The sequence below is a fragment of the Saccharothrix sp. DSM 118769 genome (assembly GCF_052936295.1).
Map to the genome: position 1 here is coordinate 2,495,933 of NZ_CP193627.1, position 20,613 is coordinate 2,516,545.

Below are 20,613 nucleotides of genomic sequence, written 5' to 3' on the forward strand. Positions count from 1 at the left end.
AATTCATCTCACTCGGTGCATATCCAGTGCCGACTGCTCGGGTTATTTCACTCTTCCGGTCAATGCTGTTCCCCTTATCGGTGATCGTCTGGGCGGTATATCCGGTCTGATTCATCCTGCTGCGCACCCGCGGGGAGCGGGGTGGATGAATCCCGCCGGGGTGCCCAGGCGAATAATTCTGGCCCGACATCCGCGATCCAGTGAAATGGGGCCTCTTGACCGTCGACGAAGGTGGCGCGCGAGCCGTGCGGGAACGGGGCGGACCAGCCTCGTCCGCCGAGCGCGCCCGGGCCCACGTGGTGCTGCCCGCCTACAACGAGGCGGCCTCGCTCCCGCCGCTGCTGACCCGGCTCGCGGACGTCGCCCGCACCGGACGACTCACCGCGTGGGTCGTCGACGACGGCTCGTCCGACGCCACCGCCGAGATCGCCGAGGCCGGTGTGCCGGGGCTCGACGTCCGGCTCGTCCGCCACGAGGTCAACCTCGGCCTCGGCCAGGCCGTCCAGTCCGGCCTGCGCGCCGTGCTCGCCGAGGCCGACGACTCCGACGTGGTGGTCGTGATGGACGCCGACGACACGCACGACCCGGACCTGATCCGGCTGCTGGAGCGCGAGGTCGCGGCCGGCGCGGACGTCGTGATCTGCTCCCGGTTCGTCGCGGGCGGCGACGACGCGACCGCGCCCGCCGCGCGCCGGCTGCTCTCGCGCGGCGCGGCGGTGCTGTTCCGCCGGGTGCTGCGGGTCGACGGCGTCCGCGACTTCACCAGCGGGTTCCGCGCCTACCGGGTGAGCCTGCTCGCGCGCGCCTCCGACCACTGGGGCGAGCGGCTGATCGAGGAGCGCGGCTTCGCCTGCATGGTCGAGCTGCTGATGAAGCTGCGCCACTGCCGGCCGGTCGTCACCGAGGTGCCGCTGGTGCTGCGCTACGACCGCAAGGGCAGCCCGAGCAAGATCCGGATCGCGCGGACGGTCGGCCAGTACGCGAAGCTGCTGGTCCGCGACCGGCTCTCGCCCGCGCCGCACCGGGCGCTGTGATGGCGGCGCCGGCCCCGGGGGCGCCCCGCCCCGCGGCACCGGGCCTGGGCGGGCGGCACGTCGCCGTGGTCGGCGGCGGCATCTGCGGCCTGGCCACCGCGCACCGCCTGGTGCGCTCCGGCGCGCGGGTCACCCTGCTGGAGGGCGGCGACCAGCTCGGCGGCCTCGGCACGTTCTTCCCGTGGCGCGACCGGTGGGTGGAGCGCTTCTACCACTGCGTGATGCCGTCCGACGACCACCTGCTCGGCCTGCTCGGCGAACTCGGCCTGCGCGACTCCGTCAGGTGGCGGCGCACCCGGATGGGCATGGTCGTCAACGGGCGCGGCTACCCGTTCAACAACGCCCTGGACCTGCTCAGGTTCACCCCGTTGGGGCTGCGCGACCGGGTGCGGTTCGGCGTCGTGTCGCTGCTGCTGCGCCGGCTCGGCGAGGGCAGGGAGCTGGACACCACGCGCACCGAGGACTGGTTGCGCGGCCTGTACGGCGACCGGGTGTGGGAGCTGCTGCTCGCGCCCCTGTTCGGCGCGAAGTTCGGCGCGCGCTTCGGCGACGTGCCCGCGCTGTACCTGTGGCAGCGGCTGGGGCGCGAGGGTGCCGTGTCGGTGCGCGGGTACCCCGACGGCGGCTACCGGTCGGTCATCGAGGCGCTGAGGGCGTCGATCGAGGCCGGCGGCGGCGAGGTGCGGCTCAACGCCCCCGTGCGGCGGATCGGCACGGCCGACGGCGTGCGGCTGGAGCTGCCCGACGACGTGGTGACCGCCGACCGCGCGGTGTCCACGCTGCCCCTGCCGCTGCTGCGGCAGCTCGCCGACGACGACCTGGCCGCGCGCCTGCCCGACCTCGACCTGCCCTACCAGGGCGTGGTGAACGCGCTGTTCTTCCTCAAGCGACCGCTGTCCGGGCACTACTGGACGCCGGTGGTCGCCTCCGGCACGGAGTTCGACGGCGTGGTCGAGATGACGCCGCTCGCGGGCGTCGAGCCGTACGGCGGCCGGCACCTGGTGTACGCCATGCACTACACCGACCGGGGCTCGGCGCTGTTCCGCGAGGACGACGCCTCGATCGCCTCGCGCTGGACCTCGCAGCTGCTCGGCCTGCACCCCGACCTCAACCGGGCGGACGTGGACGACGTGCGCGTGTTCAAGGCCCCGTACGTGGAACCGGTGCACCCGCTGGGCTACCTGGCGCGCCGGCCGCCGATGGTGGTCGCCGGCACCCCGCTGGTGCTGGCGACCACCGCCCACGCCTACCCGGACGTCACGAGCTGGAACTCGAGCGTGGGCCTGGCGAACTCAGCGGTCGGGACGCTGGCGGGGGCACCACAACCCGTTCCGGGGTGAGCAGGGGCGGCTCGCCGCGGACCAGTCGCCGCAGCGCGTCGGCGATCACGGCCGACGGCGAGCCGCTGCCGTACGGCGACGGGATGCGCCCCAGCCGCTCCCGGTGGCCCGGCACGTCGTCCAGCCAGCGCAGCACCTCGGTGCGCACCCGCTGCCCCGGCGGCACGAGCGTGCCGAACGTGCCCTCGATCTCGGGGCGCTCGGTGCTGCGGCGCACCACGACCACCGGCCGCTTGAGGACGCTGACCTCCTCCTGGATGCCGCCCGAGTCGGAGACGACGACGGCGGCGCAGCGCGCCAGCGCCAGGAACGCCGGGTACGCCTGCGGTTCCACCACCCTCAGGTTCGCCAGCAGGCCGGTCAGGCCGAAGCCCGCCACGCGCTTGGCCGTGCGCGGGTGCAGCGGCAGGACCACCGGCAGCGGCAGGCGCGCCAGCTCGCGCAGGATCGACTCCAGGTTCGCCGGGTCGTCCACGTTCTCCGGCCGGTGGATCGTGGCCAGCACGTACCCGTCCTGCCGCAGCTCGTGCGAGGCCAGCACCACGGCCTCCTCGTCGTGGCCGGGCAGCGCGGTCGCCAGCGCCTCCACCACGGTGTTGCCGGTGATCGCGATGCGCTCGTCCGGCACGCCCTCGTGCAGCAGGTTGGCGCGGTTCAGCTCGGTCGGCGCGCAGCACAGGTCGGCGAGGTGGTCGATCGCCACCCGGTTGTGCTCCTCGGGCATCGCCCGGTCGTAGCTGCGCAACCCCGCCTCGACGTGCACCAGCGGCACGTCGTTGGCGTTGGCCGCCAGCGCGCCGGCGAGCGCGGACGTCGTGTCGCCCTGCACGATCACCGCCGCGGTCGGGTGCTCGGCCAGCAGTTCGTCCACCGCGGCCACGGCCGAGCCGAGCTGCGTGCCGCGCCGCGCGCCGCCGACCGCCAGCTCGTGGAACCGGCCGGGGCTGCCGATGTCGCGCCGGATGCGGTGGTACATCGAGGCGTCGTAGTGCTGGCCGGTGTAGACGACGGTGGCGCGGGTGCCGATCAGGCGGATCAACGGGGCCAGCTTGATCAGCTCCGGCCTCGTGCCGCACACCATCGTCACCGTGCCGAGAGCTCCTGCGTCGATCTGACCCACCTCCGGTTCGCGGACGTCCTCGCGCGCACCCGGCGCGCGAACGCGGAGAAGGTTAGGGTCCCGGTGGCCGCTTTTCCTTGTGCCTCAGTCGATCGAGTGAACTTCCCGGGTGTGGTTCGGTTTCCGGTCGGGTACCTCATTAGGTTTCGCGTGGACCACTCGTGCCCGACCGACAACCCGGGAGAAGAACGTGCGCAGGTATGCGGCCCTGGCCGCCACCGCGGTGCTGGTGGCGGCTGCCGTCGGGCCGTCGGACGCGCAGGCCGTCGACTCGGTCCTGCTGCCGGACCTGAGACAGGCGCCCATCGGCTGCGCCGGCGGGTTCGCCGGCAACCCGGCGTGGTGCGCCGACTGGGACGTGTGCGTGGTCGCCGACCCCGACGCCCCGAACGGGAGGTGCCTCGGACTCGGCGAACCGGGCCGCGCCGTGCGGCTCAGGTTCACCACATCGGCGGACAACGTGGGTGACGGCCCGTTGCTGATCTACGGCAACCGCGGTAGTGCGGCGCAACCGACGATGACCGCGCGGCAGGCGTTCCAGTCCGCTGTGGACGGTTCGATCCCCGGCTCGTACGCCGAGGCGCAGCACGACGTGCCCGCGACCCTGTACTACGAGCCCGCGCCGGCGCACACGCACTGGCACCTGCTCGGCTTCGAGCACTTCCAGCTCCGCACGCCGGCCGGCGACGCCGTCGTGCTCGACCGCAAGACCGGCTTCTGCCTCGGCGACCGCTACGAGCTCGACGACGAGCTGGCCCGCCGCCCGGTCGACCGGGCGTCGCCGGAGGGCAGGCTCGCCGCCTACCTGAGGCTGAACCGCTGCGGCCACCACGCCCCGGAGGCGCTGGAGGTCGCCGAGGGCATCTCGGTGGGCTTCGGCGACGACTACAAGCACACCGTCGACTTCCAGTGGCTCGACCTGACCGGCGTGCCGTCGGGCACCTACGACGTCGTCAACGTGGTCAACAGCGACCGCACGCTGGTCGAGGAGTCCTACGGCAACAACGCCTCCTCGATGGCGATCTCGCTGCGCTGGCCGGGCGGCGCCGACCGGGCACCCGCCGTGGTCACCGCCCCGCCGCTGGTCAGGGTGCTGCGCAGCTGCCCGGGGCAGGAGCGCTGTGCCGGCGCCCGGTGACCGCCGGGCCCTTCGTGGTCACGGTCGGGTACCGGCGCGCGGTCCGCGGCCCCGTCCCGGTTTGCCCCCCGGGATACCGGGAACCCGGTGCCGATCGCACCACGACGGGAAGGGCTGAGCCGTGTCGCTGACCACCCAGGACCGGGTGCTCGCCGGCCGTTACCGGTTGGTGGGCAAGCTCGGCTCCGGCGGCATGGCCGAGGTGCACCGCGGGTGGGACCTGCTGCTGCGCCGCCACGTGGCGGTGAAGCTGTTCGACGCCCCCGACGACGCCGCCGGCGCGGTCGCGAGCACCCGGTTCGACCACGAGGTGCGGACGATGGCCGCGCTGTCGCACCCCGGCCTGGTGTCGGTCTACGACGTCGGTCGCTGCGGGCGCACCTCGTTCGTGGTGCTCCAGCTGGTCGAGGGCCCGACGCTGCGCGACCGGCTGGCCGGGGGCCCGCTGCCGCTGCCGCAGGTCCGGCGGCTGGGCCTGCGGCTGGCCGACGCGCTGGCGCACGTGCACGAGCAGGGCGTCGTGCACAGGGACGTCAAGCCGTCGAACATCCTGCTCGACGCGTCCGGCGCGCCCCACCTCGCCGACTTCGGCCTGGCCAGGTCGGCCTGGTCGCCGCAGCTCACGAACCACGGCCAGGTCATCGGCACCGCCGCCTACCTGGCCCCCGAGCAGGTGCGCGGCGAGGCGGTGGGACCGGCGGCGGACGTCTACGCGCTCGGGCTGGTGCTGCTGGAGTGCCTGACCGGCCGGCGCGAGTACCAGGGCAGCCGGGTGGAGGCGGCGGTCGCGAGGCTGCGCCGCCCGCCCGCCGTGCCGCCCGCCCTGCCCCCGGAGCTGCACCGCCTGCTCACCGCGATGACGTCGACGTCGCCGGAGCGCCGGCCGACCGCGGCCCAGTGCGCGGCGCGGCTGCGCAGGCGGCCCCGGCCCGCGCCGGTGCCCCCGCCGCGCGACGACGAGGCGCGCACCGAGGTGCTCCCGGTCGTGCCGAAGGGCCGGACCAAGCTGCTGATCGCCACCGCCGCCGTGGCGTGCGCGGTCGGCGGGGCGTGGGTGGCGGCCGACCGGGTCGAGGGGCCGGGCGCCGACCAGCGGGTGGACCGGCAGGTCGAGCAGCCGGTGGGGCCCGGTGGCGCGGTGCCGATCGACGCCATCCGGGCCACCCCCTAGCGGTCCGGCAGCTCGTCCAGGAACCGCCCGACGACCTCGTCGAACAGCGCCGGCCGTTCCAGGTTCGGCAGGTGCCCGGCGCCCGGCACCACGGCGAACGCCGAGCCGGGGAGGGTCTCGTGCAGCCGCCGGGCCGTGGCGACCGGCGTGTACTCGTCCTCCTCGCCGACGACGACCAGGGCGGGCACCCGGGCCGCGGCCAGCGAGGGCGCGTAGTCGGGGCGGGCGGCCCGGCCGCGCAGGGCCGCGGCGGCACCGGACGGCGGCGCGCCGTGCATCATCCGCCGCACGTGGTCGGCCACGTCGGGCCGTTCGGCCACCGTGCGCGGGGAGATCATCCGCCGCATCAGCTCGTCGGCGTAGGGGCCGATGCCCTCGCGCTCGACGCGGTCCGCCGCCTCGTGCCGGGCCCGCGCGGCGGCGGGGTCGTCCGGCTCCGGGGTGGTGTCGGCGAGCACCAGCGCCCGGACGCGCTCCGGGTGCGACCGGTGCAGTTCCATGGTGATCTGACCGCCCATCGACAGCCCGCACACCACGGCCCGGTCGATGCCGAGGTCGTCGAGCAGCGCGACCAGGTCGGCCGCGAACGCGCTCAGCGGCGTGGTGCCGGTCGCCGCCGGCGCGTCGCCGTACCCGCGCAGGTCGGGGACGACCACCCGGTACCGGGAGCGGAAGTGCTCGAACTGCGGTCGCCACATCGACCGGTCGAACGGGTGCCCGTGCACCAGCAGCAGCGGCGGGCCGTCACCCTCGTCGTCGTACGCGTTCCTCATGCGCACCCCCTTTGACGACGAGCCTAGGAAGCGGCACCATCTCGGTGCAATGACGACAATGCTCTCGGTGCAATCGGGGTGCGCGTGGACCACCGGGTGATCGCCGACCGGATCGCCGCCGACATCGCGGCGGGCAGGCTCAAGCCGGGTGACCGGCTGCCGCCGCAGCGCCGCCTCGCCCGGCGGCACGGCATCGCCGCGTCCACCGCGGCCCGCGCCTACGGCGAGCTGGCCCGGCGCGGCCTGACCACGGGCGAGGTCGGGCGCGGCACGTTCGTCCGCACCCGCCCGGCCGAACCGGCGCTCGCCGAACCCGGCGGCGCGCGCGTCGACCTGGAGTTCAACTTCTGCCTGCTGCCCGACCAGGCCGAGCTGCTGGCGCCCGCCCTGCGCGGGCTCGTCGACGACGACCTGGCCGGGGCGATGACCCCGGCCGGCGTCACCGGCACGCCCGCGGTCCGGGCCGCGACCGCCGCCCTGCTCGCCCGCGGCGGGTGGGCGCCGGACCCGCGGCGGGTGCTGTTCACCGGCAACGGCCGCCAGGCCCTCGCCGCCGCCCTCGCCGCGCTGGTGCCGGTGGGCGGGCGGCTCGGCGTGGAGGCCGTCACCTACCCCGTGGTGAAGGCGCTCGCGACCCGCCTGGGCATCACGCTCGTGCCGCTGGCCGTGGACGAGGCGGGTGTCGTGCCGGGCGCGCTGCGGGCCGCCGGCGTGCGGGCGCTCTACCTCCAGCCGGTCCTGCACAACCCGCTCGGCACGACCGCGCCGCCCGAGCGGCGCGCCGAGCTGGCGTCCGTCGTGCGCGAGCTGGACGCGCAGGTGGTGGAGGACGCCGTCTACGCGTTCCTCGGCCCCGACGTGCCGCCGCTCGCGCCGGAGCGCACCACCGTCGTGGACAGCCTGTCCAAGCGCCTCGCCCCGGGCCTGACCCTGGGGTTCGTCGTACCGCCCGCGGAGCTGGTGGACCGGGTGGCGGCCACCGCGCGGTCCGGCGGGTGGGCGGCGGGCCGCTTCGCGCTCGCCGCCGCCGGCCGCTGGCTCGCCGACGGTACCGTGCACACCGTCGTGGAGCGCAAGCGCGCCCTGGCCCGTGAGCGGCAGGCCCTGGCCCGCGCCCACCTGGCCGGGTTCGACGTGCGCGGTGACCCCGGCGCGTTCCACTGCTGGTGGCGCCTGCCGGACCGCTGGCGCGCCGAGACCTTCACGGCCGCCGCGAGCCGGCGCGGCATCGCCGTCACCCCGGCCGCCGCGTTCGCCGTGGTGCCCGGGCACGCCCCGAACGCCGTCCGGCTGGCCCTCGCCTCGACCGACCGGGACACCCTCGTGCAGGCACTCGACGTGCTGGCCTCGCTGGCCCGGACCGCCCCGGAGGACGACGCCCCGGACAGCTGAGCCCCGGTCGCTGGACCCCGGACAGCTAGGTCCCGGACAGCTGGGCCCCGGGCAGCCGGGTCAGGCGCCCACGAAGCGCTCCCAGGCGCGTTGCTGCTCCTCGGGCGCGGCGTCGGCCTGCTCGGGGCAGTCCAGGCGCAGGTGCCGGTCGCCGAACGGCGCGTCCAGGTAGGCGCAGTGGTGGGGGTTCTCGGTGCCCTCGTGGACGCGCGGCCGGAAGTAGCGGCAGGTCACGCAGGTGCGCTGCGGCGGGATGTCGCCGTTGAGCTGCAACGTGCGGATCAGCTTGACCAGCAGGAGCAGCAGGTCGGCCTGCTCGGCGTCGCCGAAGGTGTCGACGGCCCGGCTCAGGAAGTCGGGCCACGCGCTCGCGCGGTCCGCCACCGCCTCGCCCGCCCCGGTGAGGCGCAGCGTCACGGACCGCTTGTCCGGCCCGGGTTCCTTCACCACGAGCCCCTTGGTGACCAGGGTGCCCACGGCGGTGCTCGCGGTCGCGGTCGAGACGCCGAGGAGGGCCGCGAGGCCGCCCAGGCTCGCCGGTCGCCCGCGCAGCAGCTCCAGTGCCCGCGCCTGCGTCGGGGTCACCCCGGCGGGGCCGGCACCCTTCCACGCCCGGCTCTGGAGCACCGCGCCGATCTTGGCGAGCCCGCTGGTGACCCGGTTGGGGACCGGCTCGCTGATCGCGTCGAAGCTCACATCCACTGTTCGCACTCCTAGCGATCTCTTGACGTGGACCTGTGACATTGATAGTACTACTAGCGTTATTGATAGTAGTACTAACGGTTCTTCCGACGCATGACAGGAGCACCACCTGATGTCCCGAGTCGAACTGATCGACGCCCAGGCGGCCACCGGCGAGGCCAAGCCCCTGCTGGACGAGATCACCGCCGCGTTCGGCGCCACGCCGGCCATGTTCAAGGCCGTCGCGAACTCGCCCGCCGCGCTGAAGATGATGTGGGCCGGCTTCGGGGCCCTCGGCGGCGGGCGGCTGGGGGCGAAGCTCGGCGAGCAGGTCGCGGTGCTCGTCGCCGACCGCAACAGTTGCGAGTACTGCCTGGCCGCCCACACCGCCCTGGGGCGCAAGGCGGGTGTGTCCGCCGAGGACATGGGGCAGGCCCAGGCGGGCCACTCGCACGACCCGCGCGCCGCCGCCGCGCTCACCTTCGCGGCCAAGCTGGTGGAGGACCGCGCGCAGGTGACCGACGCCGACGTGGAGGCATTGCGCGAGGCCGGTTTCGACGACGAGGAGGTGGTGGAGCTGGTGGCGCACGTCGCGCTCAACCTCTTCACCAACTACGTCAACGTCGCCCTCTCCGTCCCGCTCGACTTCCCCGAGGTCCCCCTCCACAAGTCCGCCTGACCGCGAGAGTCCAACGCTCGGGCCTCGAGAGTCCAACGCTCAGGACTCCTGAGTTCTACGTTCCGGACGTAGAACTCAGGGGTCCTGGAGGTACGACTCTCGCGACCTGGGGGTTGGACTCTCGGGGCCTGGGGGTTGGACTCTCGCGGGGTCAGGCGTAGAGGAGGGTGTAGGCGAGGACGGTGGCCAGGAGGTAGGTGGGGTAGCCGATCCTCGCGGCACGGGTGAGGCGGCGCTCGTCGTCGTCGCGCTTCAGGGTGGCCAGGCGCTTGCGCAGCATGGCCACCAGCACGCACCCGGCCGCCAGCAGGATGAACGCGTAGTAGCCCCACTCCAGCGCCACCGTGTAGCTGACCGACGGCAGCTGGGACGTGACGTTGTTCAGCAGCACGGCGGTGCTCAGGATCGCGGTGACGCCCATCGACACCGGCGCCGCGCCGTCGGACGCCTTGAAGTACAGCGACAGGTACGTCACGCACACCAGCAGCACGAGCGGCAGCAGGTTCTTCACCAGGAACGGCAGGGTGTCGCGGGCGATCACGACCTCCCCCGCGTACTGGCTGTAGTAGATGCCGTTGGCCCCGGCGCCCGCCGACGCGTCGCCGAGGGCGTCGCTGCTGCCGACCGTGCGCTGGAAGAACCGCGCCGACAGCGCCACCCAGTTCGGCACCTGGTTGATGGTGGCGTCCGCGTCCGCGCCGCTGCGCAGGTGGTGCTCCGCCGGCTGGTCGAGGATCTCCTTGTCGGTCACGTACACCACCTGGTCGGCGGTCTGCGTGCGGTTCTGGAGCACGACCCTGAGCTGCTGCCGGTCGAACGGGAAGCTGCGGAACTCGAAGCCGTTCTTGAACCGGTCGGCCACCCGGTAGAGCCGGTAGGTGGCCCCGTCCGGCCCGGTGGCGTCGCGCAACGGCTTCCCGAGCCCCAGGTCCGGCTTGACGGAGTTGACGAACTGCACGTCCGACGCGGCGTGCTCGCCGGTGTACTTGAGCCACAGGAAGAAGTCGACGAAGTAGGTGCCGTCCCGGGTGTCGAGGTCGCGGACCTCGTTGAGGTTGATGCCGGTGGCCACCACCTGCCGCCGCGCCAGGTACCGGTCGCCGACCGCGATGACCGACCCGGCCGCCAGCCCGGCGCGCAGCGCGTCCGCCGACGGCGGCTCGTAGATCGTGAGCTGCACGGGCGCGGACACCAGGCGCGTGCCGTCGCTCGTCACGAACGACACGGACATCTGCGCCGAACCGCTCCCGGTGAAGTACAGCGGTCCGAGCAGCGCCGGGAACGCGTTGCGCCGGTCCTTCAACGACGCGAGCGCGTCGCGCAACCGCTTGCGGTCCTCGGTGACGTGCTCGGGCCGGAAGTCCGCGCCGCCGGCGGTCATCGCGTGCAGGCCCACGTTGAACGCCTGCCTGCCGGTGGCCGCGTGCCACCCCGGCCGCTGCCCGTACCGCTGCTCGAAGTCCTCCGCCCACGCCAGCGCGGGGCCGGGCAGCGCGTCGTGCGCCAGCGGCGTGCCCAGGTAGAGGTTGCGGGTCGCGCCGCCGAGCGAGTCGTGGAACGCCTTCGTGCCCAGTCCGGCGGTGCCCAGGACCGGGGCCTCGAAACCGCCGGCGCGCAACCGCTTCACGACCTCCGCGCCGTTGGCCGGACCGGTGGCCAGCACGACCGGCCGGTCCCGCGCGGCCACCGCGGCCACGACCGCGTCCACGTCGTCGAGCGGGTGGGAGGTGACCGAGCCGAACCGGCCGAACGAGTCGGCGAACGCGGCGTTCGCGGACCGGCCGCTCTCGTCCTCGTCGTGCACGACCGCGACCTCCCGCGCGCCGAGCACCTCGGCGGCGTACCCGGCGAGGAAGTCGCCCTGCGTGCGGTCGCCGTAGGTGCTGCGGAAGTACCAGTCGCTCTCGTCGGTGACGCGGCTGGAACTGGCGGTCGGCGTGATGGCCGGGACGCCCGCCGCGCGGTACACCGGCGAGGCGGCCAGCGCGGTCTCGCTCACGCCGTGCCCGACGACGTAGTGCACGCGGCCCTCGCGCACGATCCCCTCGGCGATCTCCCGCGCCCGCTCGGGCCGGTCGGCGTCGTCGTGGACGGTCAGCTCGACCGGGTGGCCGGCCACGCCGCCCGCGTCGTTGACCGAGTCCAGGTGCAGGCGCACGCCGCGTTCGACGTCCGCCGCGGCCGCCGGGTCGCCCCCGGTGAGGCCGACGACGAGGGCGACGCGCACCGGGTCGTTCGCCGTGGTTCCGGTGGCCGTCCACACGCCGACCGCGGTCAGCAGCACGGCGACCACCGCGCCCGCCGCCACCCACGCGGTCCGGGAGCGGCGGTGTTCGGGGTCGGCGGGGCGGGGCGGCTCGACGACGTCGTGCACCTCGTGCGGCGCGGTGGCCGCCGCGCCGCGCAGCGCCCGCCGAGCCCGGTCCGTGCCGGGGTCGGGCTTGAGCGCGAACGCCCGGTCGAGGCAGAAGAGGCGTTCGCCGTCGTCGGTGGCGAGCTCGGCGAGCCAGCGCCACGCCGGTTCGTACTCGGCGTCCGTCGCCAGCGCCGCGCCGAGCAGTGCCCGCGCGCCCTCCGGGTCGTCGGTGCGCAGTGCGATGGCCCGGTGCGTGAGCGCGACCGCCGTGTCGGGTTTCTCCGCCATGGCGCGCAGGGTAGGGAGCCGGTGCCCCCCACGATCGAGCATCCCCCGGCCGGGTGTTGATCACCCGGTGGACGGGCACGCCGCGACGCCCGGACGCCGGACGCGACGGCGTCACGACGCGAAGACGCCGGGGTGCGCGAGGCACCCCGGCGTCGGTCGGTCGTCGTGCGTCAGGCGCGGCGCCACTTCTGGTTCGCGCCGCCGACGCAGTCCCAGGTGTGCAGGACCGCGTCGTTGTTCGGGTTCCACTCCGCGATGTCCACGCACTTGTTCGCCTGCGGGTTCACCAGGTCGCCCGCGGCGGACAGGACGAACTGCTGGGCCGGGTTGCCGGAGCAGGTCGCGAGCTGCACGGCCGCGCCGTTGGCCGTCGAACCCCACGCCACGTCCACGCACTTGTTGTTCTGCGAGCGCAACGTGCCGCCGACGAACTCGAACTTCTGGCTCGTGCCACCCGTGCAGTCCCGCACGACCAGGCGCTGGCCGTCGGCGAAGTTGCCGTTCGGCACGTCGACGCACTTGCCGTGCCAGTTGCTGACGATGCTGCTGCCGGCGGGCGGGGGAGTGACGCCGCCGCCGGTGAACGGGGTCAGCGCGATCCCGGCCGAGCGCGGGTCGCCGTCGTGCACCAGGGACTCCTGCGCCTGCACGTCGTCGAACGCGAAGCCGTACGCCTTGCCGTCCACCATGTTCGCGTGCACCAACCGGGAGTAGTGGTTGGTGATCGCGCCCTGGTAGAAGTCGGCCGGGCCGCCGCCGGGCTGGACGTCGATCCGACCGAGGGTGGAGCGGTGCAGCGCGGCGCACAGGGTGCGCGCGATCGGGCCGACCACCTGGTCGTTGGGCGCGCCCAGCGCCCCGTCGCAGCCCCACACGTTCGACGTCGAGGGCTTCGCGAACGACGCCACCTGCTGACCGGCGGGGTTGGTGAAGTTCATCGTGGTGCCGGAGGTGCGGCCGAAGTACTTCACGTCCGGCCGGTCGCCGAACGGCTGCACGGTCAGCGTCTTGGTCGTGTACGCGTTCCACGCCTGGGTGATGTACGAGTCCAGGTAGTTGCGGTCGAACTGGCCGACGTCGGCGGCCTTGCCCGGCGCGAGCACGCGCAGCACCGTGCCGTCCGAACGGGACATGATCGACCCCGCCCAGCCGGCCTGGTTGCGGATGCCGTTGATGATGGCGTCCCGCCCGCCGGGCTTCAGCTCACCGGTCTTCTTGGTGACGCCGCTCGCGCCCGTCACCGACACCGCGTGCGGCACGGCGAACATGTCCACCTGGGAGCTGTTCAGCCACAGGCCGGCGTCGTTGTAGGTGAACTCGCTCCAGTCGAACAGGATGCCGCTGTTGGGGTCGCCGGACGCCCACGGCGCGGGCTGCACCAGGCCGTCGGGCGTCAGGAAGAACTTCAGCTTCTCGCCGAACGACATGTAGACGCGGCCGGAGATGAAGCGCGGCACGCGCAACGTCGTGCTGCCGCCGAGCCCGGGGCCCGCGATGGACACGTCGGGGGCCGGCGTGGGCGGGTTCCCGCCCGGCGACCAGGGGGTGAACCCGCCCGCCTGGTTGACGTACCCGAGCCGCCCGCTGCGGATGTCGGTGCCCAGGACGTACAGGTGCACCGCCTCGGACCGGCCGCTGTTGTTGGTGACGGTCAGCGGCAGCAGGTCGGGGCCGATCGCCTGTGCCGGTGTGATCGCGATAGCCGCCGACGCGGTCGCCGCCAGTGCGGCGAGCGCGCTCAACCACTTCGTTCGAGTGCGCATCGTTGACTCCTCGTGCAGGGTGCTGTCGGCAGACGCCCGACCGGTTTCAGGGCGGTGGGGCGGTCTCCGCCCCCGCGAACCGGCGCGGACCGGTGTGTGAACTGGTCCAGACCGATTCGTGAGAGCGCTTCCATGGTTGTGCGCGAATGTGAGCCCTGTCAATAGCGGGAGGCGCGGGGCAGAGTGGGCGGCATGACCTACGACGTCGACGCCGTGCGCGCCCAGTTCCCCTCGCTCGCCGCCGGGACCGCCCACTTCGACGGCCCCGGCGGCTCCCAGGTGCCCGCCGCCGTGGCCGACGCGGTGCACGCCTTCCTGACCTCGCCGCTGGCCAACCGCGGCGTGGTCACCGACGCCGAGCGGGCGGCCGACGCCGTCGTGCTCGACGCCCGGCGGGCGCTGGCCGACCTGCTGGGCGCGACGCCCCGGGGCGTCGTCTTCGGGCGCTCGACGACCCAGCTGACCTACGACCTCGCCCGCACCCTCGCCAAGGGCTGGGGACCGGGCGACGAGGTGGTGGTGACGCGCCTGGACCACGACGCCAACGTGCGGCCGTGGGTGCAGGCGGCCGAGGCGGTCGGCGCGCACGCCCGGTTCGCCGCGTTCGACCCGCGCACCGGCGAGTTGACCCCCGACGACGTCGCCGCCGTGCTGTCGCCGCGCACCCGGCTGGTCGCGGTGACCGGCGCGTCCAACCTGATCGGCACCCGGCCGGACCTCAAGGCGATCGGCGCGCTGGCGCACGACGGCGGCGCGCTGTTCGCCGTGGACGGTGTGCACCTGGCCGCGCACGCGTTCGTCGACGTCGTCGACATCGGCGCGGACTTCTTCACCTGCTCGCCGTACAAGTTCTTCGGGCCGCACGTCGGCGTGCTGGCGGCGGACCCGGAACTGCTGTCGGGGCTGCGGCCGGACAAGCTGCTGCCGTCGTCGGACTCCGTGCCCGAGCGGTTCGAGCTGGGCACGCTGCCCTACGAGCTGCTGGTCGGCTGCACGGCGGCGGTCGACGTGATCGCCGGGCTGGTGCCGTCCGGTGGGGACCGCCGCACGCGGATCGCGCGGTCGTTCGCGGCCGTCGAGGCGCACGAGGACCGGCTGCGCGCCGTCGCGGAGGAGGGCCTGGCCGCGCTGCCGGGCGTGACCGTGCGCTCGCGCGCCGGGCACCGCACGCCCACCCTGCTCGTCACGTTCGCCGACCGGCCCGCCGCCGACGCGTACCGGTTCCTGGCCGGGCTGGGCGTCAACGCGCCCGCCGGGTCGTTCTACGCGATCGAGACGTCCCGGTGGCTCGGCCTGGGCGACGTCGGCGGGCTGCGCGTCGGCCTGGCGCCGTACTCGACCGACGACGACGTGGCCCGCCTGCTCGACGGGCTGGACCGGTTCGTCCGGACGGCGTAGCGGAACCCCTCTGTCGTGGCGCGTACGGCGCAATGTCGGGCGGGTCGGTGAACACCGCACCCGCTGGCGCCCGTAACCCCGGTCGAGGACGGGTCACCACCGCCGTGCGGGTGCACTCGCGTCACGACGACAGGAAGGTGGCTCATGAGGCACAAGGACGCTCAGCCGGGCAGGAGACGGGCGGTCGTGGTCGGCTCGGTCGGCGTGGCGGCGATGGTCGTCACGGCGGTCGCGGCGCTGGCCGCGTCCGGCTCGGACCCGGAGCGGGTGATCGAGTGCCCGTCACCGGTCGTGGCCCTGGTCGAGGTGCCCGAGGCGGCTCGGGCCGAGGTGGCGAAGGAGCTGGCGAACCTCGACGAGCAGGTCGCGGAGGCCACCGAGCGGCTGGTCGGCACGCGCGGCCAGGGCGGTCCGGACTTCGTGCGGAACGCGATCCTGGGGCCGTTGGCGAGCAAGCGGGCGGCGGCGCTGGACCGGATCGCCATCGCCATCGACCGGGTGGGCGACCGGCCCGAGGGGCTGGAGCGGTTCGCGACCTGCGAACCGGGCTGAGCCCGGCGCGGGTCAGCGGGGGCGGGCCGCTGCGGCGATCAGGGTGATCAGCTGGCGGCGGAAGTGGTCGTAGTCGTCCACCGCGCCCAGCAGCGACTCGGACTCCTGCTCCTCGCGGCGGGCTGCGGTCAGGACCTCGCGGCCGGTGGGGGTGATCTCGACCAGCACGCGGCGGCGGTCGCGGGCGTCGGCGGCGCGGGCCACGTGGCCGGAGCGGTCCAGGCGCTCGATGGTGCGGCTCATGGTCTGGTCGGTGACCCGGCACAGGCCCGCCAGCTCGCGCTGCGCCATCGGGCCGTCGGCGAGGTGGTGCAGGGCGATCAGGCCCGCGTGGGTCAGGTCGAGCCCGGCCAGCACCTCGTCGAACCGGCTCTCCACGACCCGCGCGGCCACCGACAGCAGGCGGCCGGTCGGCCAGGAGTCGACGTCGGCGCGCACCCGGTCAGGCTGGTGCGCCACCTCCCGCTCGTCCCCTCGGCCCATTGCGCCATCTTCGCAGAGCGGGGGTCGGTGGCCGATTGTTCAGCAAGCTGAACGTTTGGCATGATGCTCAGCGTGCTGAACGACGTGCGGGGACGGAACCGCCTGCCGGTGGTCGGGGTGGCCGCGAGCGCGGTGCTGACCGGGGTGGTGTGGCTGCTCGGGCAACGGCTGCACGGGGTCGAGCTGCTGCCCGACCAGGGCGCCTCCTGGTACTACTGGCAGCTGCCCGACCCGACGTGGTGGACCCGCGCGTCGGCGTGGGTCGGGTACGCCGCGCACCAGGTCGTGTCGTGGGGCCTCATCTACTACGCGCAGACCCGCGTGCGCCGGTACACCGCCGGCCTGCACCCGGTGAACGTCGTCGCGCTCGCCGCCAACGCCGGGTTCATCGGCCTGCACGCCGTGCAGACGCAGGTGTTCTACGACGGCACCGCGCAGGACGTGTCGATCTTCAGCTCGCAGGGCTCGGTCGTGCTGCTGCTCGTGGCCGTGCTGCTGATGGAGAACCGCAGGCGCGGCCTGTTCTTCGGGCGGCCGGCGCCGATCGCGGCCGACGTCGTGGCGTTCGTGCGGCGCTACCACGGCTACCTGTTCAGCTGGGCCGCCGTCTACACGTTCTGGTACCACCCGATGGAGAGCACCAGCGGCCACCTGATCGGGTTCTTCTACATGTTCCTGCTGCTGTTCCAGAGCAGCCTGATGTTCACCGCGGCCCACACCAACAGGTGGTGGACGCTCGGGCTGGAGGTCATGGTCGCCCTGCACGGCACGCTGGTGGCCGTGATGAACTCCGGGCCGGACGGCATCTGGCCGATGTTCCTGTTCGGCTTCGTCGGCATCTTCGTGATCACCCAGGCGCACGGCGTCGGGCTGAGCGCGGCGGCCCGGTGGTGGATCGGCGGCGTGGTCCTCGTGGCGGTCCTCGGGGTCTACTCGTGGCGCGGGTTCGACCGGGTCGACGAGGTGGTGCGCATCCCCGCGATCGAGTACCTGCTGGTGGCGGTGCTGGCGCTGCTCGTCTGGGCGCCGCTGCGGCTGGCGCGCGCGGTCCGCCGGTGATCCGGTACCTGCCCGCGATCCGGTACCTGCCCGTGCTCGCCTGCCTGGCGGTGCCGGTGTGGCTGGTGGCGTCGCGCTGGTCGGCGGTGTCGGCCGCGCACCCCGCCTACCTGGTCCTCGCCTGCGCGGTGGCGGTGGCGGGCGCGCCGCTGGTCGCGCGGGCGCGGCGGCGGGCGTGGGTGAGCGTCCCGCTGGCCGTGCTGCTGGTGGCGCCGTTGGCGTACCTGCACCCGTTCCCGGCCGGACGGGTGCCGGCGGACGTGGTGGACGGCACCACGTCGGTCGCCCTCGTGCCGCCGGGGACGCCGCGCGCGGGACTCGTCTTCTGGCCCGGCGCGCGCGTCGACCACCGCGCCTACCTGCCGCTGCTGGCACCGCTGGCGCGCGACGGGACCCTCGTCGTGGTCGTGAAACCGCTGCTGGACGTGCCGCTGCTGTCGGTCGACGCGGCGCGGGACGTGCTCGACGCCCACCCGGACGTGCCCGCGTGGGCCGTGGGCGGTCACTCGCTGGGCGGCGTCGCGGCGGCCCGGTACGCGCTGTCGGACGACCGGGTGCGCGGCCTGCTGCTGTGGGCGTCGTACCCGGTGGACGACCTGTCGGCGCGGACCGGCCTCGCCGCGTGGTCGGTCTCGGGCGAGCGCGACGGCTTCACCACCCCGGCCGACGTCGAGGCGTCGCGGTCGCTGCTGCCGCCCGGCACGCGGTACGAGGTGGTGCCGGGCGCGGTGCACGCCCACTTCGGCGACTACGGCGACCAGCCGGGCGACGGCACGCCGACGACCTCCCGCGCGGCGGCGCAGGTGGCGATCGTGCGGGCGAGCGCGGCAGCGCTGCGGGAGGTGGGCTGAGGGAGGCGGGCCGGGGGAAGCGGGCTGGGGGAAGCGGGCTGGGGTGACCCGGAACCCGCCGATCATGCCCGTCCGCCGGCACACTGGACGTTTCCCGCCCGCCGCACCGGAAGGAACGCCATGACCCGCATCGCGCGGTTGCTGCCCGTCCTCGCCCTCGCGCTCGGCACGCTCGCCCTCGGCCCGTCCGCCACCGACGGCTTCACCTGGAGCAACTCCACCGTGCTCGCCGACGCCGACGCGGGTGTCGGCACGAACGGCTACACCTGGAGCAACTGACGGGGCTACCGCCGCCGCGGCCCGAAGCGCAGCCGCAGCCCGCTCACCACGACGCTCGCCACGGCCCGGTGCGGCGCCAACCAGCCCAGCGGCCCGTCCGGGGCGATGTCCCACGCGGCCCGCGCCGGGGTGACGCGGGCCGCGGCGCGCAGCGGGGTCCGGGCCACCGCGCCGTCCAGGAACTGCCACGCCGTCGCGGCGGCGGGCAGGCGCAGGCCGACACCGGCGGGGGAGCAGGTCACCGAGGCGATCGGGCCGTCGGCGGTCCGCGCCCTCGACCGGGCCGGGAACTCGGCCATCTCCTTCGGGATGCCCCACAGCTCCCGGCCGCCCGCGCGGGACGCCTCGCTGTCGACCCAGATGTGCGTGATCGACACGCCGGGGCGGCGCACCACCACGGCCGCCAGCAGCTCCCGGTACGCCATACCCGGCGGGGTGTACTCGACGAACGCCGTGCCGACCACCGCGCGCCCGCCCACCACCAGCGGCGGCACGGGGAGGTCCGGCAGCGCCGGGGCGGGCACCAGCCACGTCGTCACGCACGCCCGGCCGTGCAGCAGCCACGGCTCCGGGGGGTAGTCCACCACGTCAGGTCCTCACTTCCGGTGGGCCCAGCGCAGCGCGCCGGGCGCGTCGGGCGGCACGACGGGCGACCTCGGCGGCACGGGCGCCAGCCGCTCGTACCCGTCGCCGACCGGGGGCCGCGGGTCGCGGTCGCCGTTGTTGGGCCACAGCGACATCGCCCGCTCGGCGAGCGCGGTGATGGTCAGCGCCGGGTTCACGCCGAGGTTCGCCGGGATCGTCGAGCCGTCCACCACGTGCAGCCCGGGATGACCGTACAGCCGGTGGTAGGGGTCGACCACGCCGGTGGACGGCGCGTCGCCGATCACGCACCCGCCGATCAGGTGACCCGTCAGCGGCACGTCCGCGAGGTCCGCCCACGAGCCGCGCGCCACCCCGCCTGCCCGGTCCGCGACCCGCCGCGCGACCTCGTGCCCGACCGGCACCCACGTCGGGTTGGGCTCGCCCTCGCCCTGCCGGGTCGTCACCCGCCGCCCGAACGGCCCGCGCCGCTCCACCGTGGTCAGCGAGTTGTCCAGGCCCTGCATCACGAGCAGCGCGATCGTGCGCTCGGACCACCGGCGCGGGTCGTGCAGCCACCCCTGGTCGCGCCACCCGCGCGCCAGCTCGGCGAGGCCCCGCCGCAGCCGCCGCGGGCCGCCGTCCACGAGCACGGTCATCAGCAGCCCCATCAGGTTGCTGCCGCGCCCGTAGCGGACCGGTTCGACGTGCGTGTCCGGGTCGGGGTGGAACGACGAGGTGATCGCCACGCCGACCGAGTGGTCCACCTCCGCCGACCGCACCCGAACGCCCAGCACGGCCTCGGAGTTGGTGCGGCACAACGACCCCAGGCGCGGTGAGACGCCGGGCAGGCTGCCGCGCCGCAGCCGGTGCAGCAGCCGCTGGGTGCCCAGCGACGCCGCCGCGAACACCACCTGCCGCGCGGTGAACCGCCGGCGCCGCCACGAGCCGGTGCGCCGCGCCGTCACCTCGTACCCGTCGCCGCACGGCCGCACGTCCACCACCGTGGTCAGCGGGTGCACGACCGCGCCCGCCCGTTCGGCCAGGTGCAGGTAGTTCTTCACCAGGGTGTTCTTCGCGCCCACCCGGCAGCCGACCATGCACTGGCCGCAGTGCGTGCACGGCGACCGCACCGGCCCGAGCCCGCCGAACGACGGGTCGCCCGGCGGTCCGAAGTGGACGCCCACGTGCGAGGTCCGGTACGTGCCGCCGACGCCCATGTCCCGGGCCACGTCCCGCAGCACGCGGTCGGCGGCCGACGTGCGCGGGTTCGGCACCACGCCGAGCATCCGCGACGCCTGGTCGTAGTGCGGCGCCAGCTCGGCCCGCCAGTCGGTGACGTGCGCCCACTGCCGGTCGCGGTAGAACGCCTCCGGCGGCTCCCACAGCGTGTTGGCGTACACCAGGGACCCGCCGCCGACGCCCGCGCCGCTGAGCACCAGCACGTCGCGCAGCAGGTCGACCCGCTGGACGCCGAAGCAGCGCAGCCACGGCGCGAACAGGTACCGGCGCAGCCGCCACGAGGTGCGCGCGAAGTCCTCGTCGGCGAACCGCCGCCCGGCCTCCAGCACGCCCACCCGGTAGCCCTTCTCGGTCAGCCGCAGCGCGGTCGTGGCGCCGCCGAACCCCGAGCCGATCACCAGCACGTCGTGGTCGAACCCCCCGCGGTCCACG

The 20,613-nt window shown here is 74.5% G+C and carries 19 protein-coding genes; 11 read left to right on the forward strand and 8 right to left on the reverse strand.

The window, feature by feature from the left end:
• Positions 1-215: 215 nt before the first annotated feature.
• On the forward strand, positions 216-1,034 hold the full coding sequence (locus ACRAKJ_RS11620) for a glycosyltransferase (RefSeq protein WP_438922191.1): 819 nt from the start codon (positions 216-218) through the stop codon (positions 1,032-1,034).
• Positions 1,034-2,374 carry an NAD(P)/FAD-dependent oxidoreductase gene (locus ACRAKJ_RS11625; protein ID WP_438922190.1) on the forward strand — a complete coding sequence of 447 codons (1,341 nt, stop codon included), beginning with the start codon at positions 1,034-1,036 and terminating at the stop codon, positions 2,372-2,374. The genes ACRAKJ_RS11620 and ACRAKJ_RS11625 overlap by 1 nt, the downstream gene beginning before the upstream one ends.
• On the opposite strand, the gene wecB is transcribed toward ACRAKJ_RS11625, so the two are convergent.
• Entirely contained in the window at positions 2,292-3,455 is a 1,164-nt protein-coding gene (wecB, locus tag ACRAKJ_RS11630; RefSeq protein ID WP_438922196.1) for a non-hydrolyzing UDP-N-acetylglucosamine 2-epimerase, read from the reverse strand. The genes ACRAKJ_RS11625 and wecB overlap by 83 nt on opposite strands.
• Before the next feature lie 229 nt (positions 3,456-3,684).
• Here wecB and ACRAKJ_RS11635 point away from each other — a divergent pair, with 229 nt between their 5' ends.
• Both ACRAKJ_RS11635 and ACRAKJ_RS11640 read left to right on the forward strand, forming a co-directional pair.
• Entirely contained in the window at positions 3,685-4,632 is a 948-nt protein-coding gene (locus tag ACRAKJ_RS11635) for a lysyl oxidase family protein (protein WP_438922189.1), read from the forward strand.
• A gap of 121 nt (positions 4,633-4,753) precedes the next feature.
• Entirely contained in the window at positions 4,754-5,803 is a 1,050-nt protein-coding gene (locus ACRAKJ_RS11640; RefSeq protein WP_438922188.1) for a protein kinase domain-containing protein, read from the forward strand.
• On the opposite strand, the gene ACRAKJ_RS11645 is transcribed toward ACRAKJ_RS11640, so the two are convergent.
• Positions 5,800-6,576, reverse strand: a complete 777-nt coding sequence (locus ACRAKJ_RS11645) for an alpha/beta fold hydrolase (protein WP_438922187.1) — start codon at positions 6,574-6,576, stop codon at positions 5,800-5,802. The genes ACRAKJ_RS11640 and ACRAKJ_RS11645 overlap by 4 nt on opposite strands.
• 84 nt (positions 6,577-6,660) lie before the next feature.
• Here ACRAKJ_RS11645 and ACRAKJ_RS11650 point away from each other — a divergent pair, with 84 nt between their 5' ends.
• Complete coding sequence (locus ACRAKJ_RS11650; RefSeq protein ID WP_438922186.1) at positions 6,661-7,968, forward strand: aminotransferase class I/II-fold pyridoxal phosphate-dependent enzyme; 1,308 nt, start codon at positions 6,661-6,663, stop codon at positions 7,966-7,968.
• 60 nt (positions 7,969-8,028) lie between these two features.
• Here the strand turns inward: ACRAKJ_RS11650 and ACRAKJ_RS11655 are convergent, their stop codons facing one another.
• A complete protein-coding gene (locus ACRAKJ_RS11655; protein WP_438922185.1) occupies positions 8,029-8,670 on the reverse strand; it encodes a MarR family transcriptional regulator in 642 nt (213 codons plus the stop codon).
• 112 nt (positions 8,671-8,782) lie between these two features.
• Here ACRAKJ_RS11655 and ACRAKJ_RS11660 point away from each other — a divergent pair, with 112 nt between their 5' ends.
• Positions 8,783-9,328: a peroxidase-related enzyme gene (locus ACRAKJ_RS11660; protein WP_438922184.1), complete on the forward strand. Its 546-nt coding sequence runs from the start codon at positions 8,783-8,785 to the stop codon at positions 9,326-9,328.
• 151 nt (positions 9,329-9,479) lie between these two features.
• Here ACRAKJ_RS11660 and ACRAKJ_RS11665 read toward each other — a convergent pair whose 3' ends face one another.
• The gene (locus ACRAKJ_RS11665; protein WP_438922183.1) at positions 9,480-11,972 is read right to left on the reverse strand and encodes an ABC transporter substrate-binding protein; all 2,493 of its coding nucleotides are present in this window, start codon (positions 11,970-11,972) and stop codon (positions 9,480-9,482) included.
• A gap of 170 nt (positions 11,973-12,142) precedes the next feature.
• Positions 12,143-13,735: a beta-1,3-glucanase family protein gene (locus tag ACRAKJ_RS11670; RefSeq protein WP_438922182.1), complete on the reverse strand. Its 1,593-nt coding sequence runs from the start codon at positions 13,733-13,735 to the stop codon at positions 12,143-12,145.
• A 192-nt stretch (positions 13,736-13,927) separates the two neighbouring features.
• Here ACRAKJ_RS11670 and ACRAKJ_RS11675 point away from each other — a divergent pair, with 192 nt between their 5' ends.
• Positions 13,928-15,133: a cysteine desulfurase-like protein gene (locus ACRAKJ_RS11675; RefSeq protein WP_438922181.1), complete on the forward strand. Its 1,206-nt coding sequence runs from the start codon at positions 13,928-13,930 to the stop codon at positions 15,131-15,133.
• Positions 15,134-15,277: 144 nt separating this feature from the next.
• The gene (locus ACRAKJ_RS11680) at positions 15,278-15,685 is read left to right on the forward strand and encodes a hypothetical protein (protein ID WP_438922180.1); all 408 of its coding nucleotides are present in this window, start codon (positions 15,278-15,280) and stop codon (positions 15,683-15,685) included.
• A gap of 12 nt (positions 15,686-15,697) precedes the next feature.
• On the opposite strand, the gene ACRAKJ_RS11685 is transcribed toward ACRAKJ_RS11680, so the two are convergent.
• Complete coding sequence (locus ACRAKJ_RS11685; protein WP_438922179.1) at positions 15,698-16,168, reverse strand: MarR family transcriptional regulator; 471 nt, start codon at positions 16,166-16,168, stop codon at positions 15,698-15,700.
• 72 nt (positions 16,169-16,240) lie between these two features.
• Here ACRAKJ_RS11685 and ACRAKJ_RS11690 point away from each other — a divergent pair, with 72 nt between their 5' ends.
• From ACRAKJ_RS11690 to ACRAKJ_RS11700, 3 genes are all read left to right on the forward strand, one after another.
• Entirely contained in the window at positions 16,241-17,227 is a 987-nt protein-coding gene (locus ACRAKJ_RS11690) for a hypothetical protein (protein ID WP_438922178.1), read from the forward strand.
• Complete coding sequence (locus ACRAKJ_RS11695; RefSeq protein ID WP_438922177.1) at positions 17,224-18,078, forward strand: alpha/beta hydrolase; 855 nt, start codon at positions 17,224-17,226, stop codon at positions 18,076-18,078. Before ACRAKJ_RS11690 ends, ACRAKJ_RS11695 begins: the two co-directional genes overlap by 4 nt.
• Before the next feature lie 120 nt (positions 18,079-18,198).
• A complete protein-coding gene (locus tag ACRAKJ_RS11700; RefSeq protein WP_438922176.1) occupies positions 18,199-18,357 on the forward strand; it encodes a hypothetical protein in 159 nt (52 codons plus the stop codon).
• Positions 18,358-18,362: 5 nt separating this feature from the next.
• On the opposite strand, the gene ACRAKJ_RS11705 is transcribed toward ACRAKJ_RS11700, so the two are convergent.
• A complete protein-coding gene (locus ACRAKJ_RS11705; protein ID WP_438922175.1) occupies positions 18,363-18,944 on the reverse strand; it encodes an acetoacetate decarboxylase family protein in 582 nt (193 codons plus the stop codon).
• Between the two features lie 9 nt (positions 18,945-18,953).
• On the reverse strand, positions 18,954-20,612 hold the full coding sequence (locus ACRAKJ_RS11710; protein WP_438922174.1) for an FAD-dependent oxidoreductase: 1,659 nt from the start codon (positions 20,610-20,612) through the stop codon (positions 18,954-18,956).
• Between the last annotated feature and the right edge of the window lies 1 nt (position 20,613).

Excerpts from the sequence above, each read along its gene's own strand:
- wecB (WP_438922196.1), bottom strand. The coding sequence starts at position 3,455 with ATGGTGTGCGGCACGAGGCCGGAGCTGATCAAGCTGGCCCCGTTGATC.
- ACRAKJ_RS11645 (WP_438922187.1), bottom strand. The coding sequence starts at position 6,576 with ATGAGGAACGCGTACGACGACGAGGGTGACGGCCCGCCGCTGCTGCTG.
- ACRAKJ_RS11625 (WP_438922190.1), top strand. The coding sequence starts at position 1,034 with ATGGCGGCGCCGGCCCCGGGGGCGCCCCGCCCCGCGGCACCGGGCCTG.
- ACRAKJ_RS11670 (WP_438922182.1), bottom strand. The coding sequence starts at position 13,735 with ATGCGCACTCGAACGAAGTGGTTGAGCGCGCTCGCCGCACTGGCGGCG.
- ACRAKJ_RS11680 (WP_438922180.1), top strand. The coding sequence starts at position 15,278 with ATGAGGCACAAGGACGCTCAGCCGGGCAGGAGACGGGCGGTCGTGGTC.
- ACRAKJ_RS11700 (WP_438922176.1), top strand. The coding sequence starts at position 18,199 with ATGACCCGCATCGCGCGGTTGCTGCCCGTCCTCGCCCTCGCGCTCGGC.
- ACRAKJ_RS11685 (WP_438922179.1), bottom strand. The coding sequence starts at position 16,168 with ATGGGCCGAGGGGACGAGCGGGAGGTGGCGCACCAGCCTGACCGGGTG.
- ACRAKJ_RS11665 (WP_438922183.1), bottom strand. The coding sequence starts at position 11,972 with ATGGCGGAGAAACCCGACACGGCGGTCGCGCTCACGCACCGGGCCATC.
- ACRAKJ_RS11660 (WP_438922184.1), top strand. The coding sequence starts at position 8,783 with ATGTCCCGAGTCGAACTGATCGACGCCCAGGCGGCCACCGGCGAGGCC.
- ACRAKJ_RS11675 (WP_438922181.1), top strand. The coding sequence starts at position 13,928 with ATGACCTACGACGTCGACGCCGTGCGCGCCCAGTTCCCCTCGCTCGCC.